Genomic DNA, 231 nt, shown 5'->3' with positions numbered 1-231 from the left:
GCATCTGAGTCAGCAAGCGTAAGTGCTTCCGAATCAGCAAGCGTAAGTGCAAGTGAGTCAGCAAGCGTATCTGCATCTGAGTCAGCATCAGTAAGCGCAAGCGAATCAGCATCAGTAAGTGCATCTGAATCAGCAAGTGTATCTGCTTCTGAATCAGCATCAGTAAGTGCTAGTGAGTCAGCAAGTGTATCTGCATCTGAGTCAGCAAGTGTAAGTGCTTCTGAATCAGCA

Annotated in this window: 1 protein-coding gene; it reads right to left on the bottom strand. The window is 46.8% G+C overall.

Going from position 1 to position 231, the window contains the following annotated elements:
* Positions 1-231 (bottom strand): hypothetical protein (locus CSX02_RS14200; RefSeq protein WP_189281501.1); only part of this gene is annotated, 231 nt, incomplete at both ends.

It is taken from the genome of Agathobacter ruminis, assembly GCF_002735305.1.
Taxonomy (GTDB): Bacteria; Bacillota; Clostridia; order Lachnospirales; family Lachnospiraceae; genus Roseburia; species Roseburia ruminis.
This window is presented reverse-complemented; position numbering and strand designations above follow the sequence as displayed.